Raw genomic sequence first — 2,932 nt, 5'->3', positions numbered from 1 at the left:
GTGGACGACGACGACAACGTTGCGCGCTTCACGGATTACGACGGTCGTCAGACGACGTTTGTTTACCGCGACGGCGAACTCTGCGACGTCATTCTCCCCGGCGGCGCGATGCGCCGCAGCACGTGGGACAAATACGGCCGCATGACCAGCGAGACGGACCCGGCGGGCCGCCGTACGGAGTATCACTGGTATCGCCTGACCGACCGCATCACCCGGACAGTGTATCCGAACGGTACCTCATCGCAGGCCATGTACGACCTTCGCGGTCGCCTGCTGTCGGAAACGGATCCGGCCGGTAACGCCACCGCGTATGACTATCCCGACGATCAAGAAAACCTGCCGGAGAGCATCACCGACGCCATTGGCGGCGTGGTGCGTCTGGTCTGGAACCACCAGGGGCTGCTGACGCAGCGCACTGATTGCTCCGGCAGCGTGACCCGCTTTACCTACGACCGAGTCGGGCAGCTGATTGCCAGCGAGGATGCGGAAGGGAATATTACGCGCCGGGAGTGGAGCCGTGCCGGGCTGCTGAGCGCCGTGATTCACCCGGACGGCAGCTGCGAGTCGCTGGTGTGGAACGAACGCGGGCAGCTCACGGGCTGGCGCGACCCGCTGGAAAGCGAAGTGAGCTGGGCCTATAACGCGCTCGGCCTCCCGGTCAGCCTTACCGACCGAATTGGCCGCGTGCGCCAGTGGCGCTATGACCCGCGCGGTAACCTGCTGCGGCTCGATAACGGCAACGGGGCGGAATACCGCTTCACCTACGACGCCGTGGGCCGCCCGCTCAGCGAAACGCGTCCGGACGAGACCGTGCGCCATATGGAATGGGACGCGCGAGGGTTCCTCTGCGCGCTCGAAGAGAACGGCCGGCCTGCCGCCGACGGCGGCATCGCCCGTCGCGTCCAGCAGTTCAGCTATGACGACAGCGGGCTGCTGATCGGGCGCACTCAGCGTCACGCGGAGTACCGCTACTTCCGCGACCTGAGCGGCCAGATTACCCGCATCCGCCGCACGCCAACCGCAGAAGGCGTTGCCCTGGGTATCGAAAGCGATGAGATTGTTTACCGGCACGATGCCAACGGGCGCGTGCTGAGCGAATCCGGTATTAACGGCGCGGTGGGCTACGAATGGGATGCCCTGAGCAACCTGACCGGCCTGACGCTGCCCGGCGAGCAAAAGCTGGCCTGGCTGCACTACGGCTCCGGCCACGTCAGCGCCATCCGCTTCGGGCAGCAGCTGGTGACCGAGTTCACCCGCGACCGCCTGCACCGCGAGGTGCGCCGCACCCAGGGCGCGCGCGAGCAGCTCCGTCAGTATGACAGCCTCGGCAGACGCACCCTTCAGCGCAGTGAGCTGAGTACGGACGTGACCATGCCGGAGAAGGCGCTCCTGGAACGGCTGTATCGCTACACCGCGCGCGGTGAGCTTTCCGGCGTCAGCGACACCCTACGCGGTGAGGTAGATTACGGCTACGACGCCGAAGGTCGTCTGCTGAAGCACTACGAGGCCCGCCAGGGGCACAGCCGCGCGCAGTTCAGCTATGACGCCGCGGATAACCTCGCTGCCAGTGACGATGCGGCACCGGTCACGGATAACCGCCTGCAGCACTGGCAGGCGCTGTTCATGAAGTACGACCACTGGGGCAACCTGGTCAGCCGCCGAAACGGGCTGTATGAACAGCATTATGCGTATGACGCCGAGAACCGGTTGGTATCCGCCCGCGGAACCCGGCCGGAAGGGCGGTTTGAGGCGCGCTATCACTACGACGCGCTGGGGCGCCGCACGCGTAAAATCGTCACTACGACGCACGGCACCACCGAAACGCGCTTCCTGTGGCAGGGCTACCGCCTGCTGCAGGAGCAGCAGGAGAGCGGGCTGTGCAACACCTATATCTACGACCCGAATGAAGCCTGGAGCCCGCTGGCGCGGGTGGACCATCTTCGTGACCAGAACAGCGGTGAGATTTACTGGTTCAATACCGACCTGAACGGCGCGCCGCTGGAAGTGACCGACGAGCGCGGCGCGGTGCGCTGGAGCGGCCAGTACGGCAGCTTTGGCGAGGTACGTCATCAGAGCGAAGGATTCTCACGGCTTGTGAATCGCACGGCGATGGCGCATCAGCCGCTTCGCTATGCCGGGCAGTATGCTGACGGTGAAACGGGGCTGCATTATAACCTGTTCCGCTACTACGACCCGCAGGTCGGGCGGTTTATTGTGCAGGATCCGATTGGGCTGAATGGCGGGTGGAACCTTTATCAGTATGCGCCGAATCCGTTGGGGTGGATTGATCCGTGGGGACTCTCTGCTCAAGGTTTAGTTCGTTACAAACCAGATCCCTCCCTTAGCGCGCAGCCGGGAGCCAGGGCGACAGCAATAAGCCGAGCATGGGGAGAAGAAAGAGAGCTAGTTGCGGCTGGAGGTGGAAGCCGAGACTGGACGGCTGCTGAACGTGAAGTAATACTAAGCACAAAAAATAATCGCCAATTATCGTCGGTTATGTCCGAAATGGGTTATACAGGCCATCATATCAATAGTGTGAAAGGTAATGGTGTTCTGGGAGGAAAATGGCAAGGCGATCCAAGGAACATTGTATTTCTCCAGAATGCTAATCATCCTAGCGGCTATGATGAGCATTTACATGGTCTACAAGGTCACCGTGGCAGCTATGACACTCCAGGTAAAGGACGATTGATAGACCGCAACCTTACCCGTAAGAATTTGAAGAGCTGTCAATAATATGAATGAATATGCTGAATGTGAGGTATTGTTATGAGTGAAATTGAAGAGTCTTTAAAAAAACTTGTTGCTATTTGCAAAAAACACTCGCTTTCCGGGAGTTTCAATACAGTCAATGACTTGGATAATGCATTCCCATCCAACTTACCTCGTTCAACAGATGTTGATTACTTATATAAAAATTATAATCCTGAAA

At 60.0% G+C, this 2,932-nt stretch carries 1 protein-coding gene; it reads left to right on the top strand.

Annotation, left to right across the window (positions count from 1 at the left end; genetic code table 11):
* Positions 1 to 2,736 (top strand): RHS repeat-associated core domain-containing protein (locus L977_RS00675; RefSeq protein ID WP_047624300.1); only part of this gene is annotated, 2,736 nt, incomplete at its 5' end.
* Positions 2,737 to 2,932: the final 196 nt, after the last annotated feature.

The sequence above is a fragment of the Enterobacter sp. ZOR0014 genome, from assembly GCF_000798855.1.
GTDB classification, from domain to species: domain Bacteria; phylum Pseudomonadota; class Gammaproteobacteria; order Enterobacterales; family Enterobacteriaceae; genus Enterobacter; species Enterobacter kobei.
The sequence above is the reverse complement of the archived record's forward strand: the minus strand, read 5'-3'. Positions and strand labels throughout refer to the sequence as shown.